Annotated in this window: 1 protein-coding gene; it reads right to left on the bottom strand. The window is 50.6% G+C overall.

Annotation, left to right across the window (positions count from 1 at the left end; all coding sequences use genetic code 11):
• A partial coding sequence (locus R8N49_RS27355; RefSeq protein ID WP_318190481.1) for a 1-phosphofructokinase family hexose kinase occupies positions 1 to 688 on the bottom strand: 688 nt, incomplete at both ends.

Below are 688 nucleotides of genomic sequence, written 5' to 3'. Positions count from 1 at the left end.
CAGTTCTTCTTGACTGGTTAGCCCCACGCCAACTTGGCTAACTGCTAAAGCAGAAAGCGCTGTCGCGAAGCGCAATAAATCGTGTTTCGGCATCACTTGCATGTGACCCCAGCATAAGCCTGCCACCAGTGTGTCGCCCGCACCTACGGTGCTCACCACATTCATGCGTGGCGGTTGTGCGCGTAGCCACTCGCTTTGGTTTAGCCACATCACACCGTCAGCACCCATCGACACAACAATGTTCTCGATGCCTTTGTTGCTGAGGGTTTGTGCTGCCACTTGGCACTGTTCTGGCGTTTCTAGGTGCTCACCGACAAAGTCACTCAGTTCTTCATCATTTGGTTTAATAAGCCACGGATGAGCATCAATACCTGCACGTAGAGCGGCTTTGCTGCTGTCGAACAATACTTTTTTGCCTTGTTGATGCAGTTTTTCAATCCATGCTGCGCATTGCTCAGCGGTTATACCGCCCGGTAAGCTGCCAGCTAGAACGAAGTAGTCGTGAGTGTCTGCAAGGCGGAGCAGGGTCTCTTCAAAACGAGCAATTTCTTCTGCCGTTACTTGAACGCCAGGAAAGTTGATGTCACTCACTTGGCCGTCGGCTTCTACCAGTTTTACGTTGATGCGTGTTGCGCCTTCAACTTCAACAAACTCGTTTTTTACGCCAATTTCGGTGAAAAGTTGATGG

The sequence above is a fragment of the Vibrio sp. 1978 genome (assembly GCF_033344345.1).
This window is presented reverse-complemented; position numbering and strand designations above follow the sequence as displayed.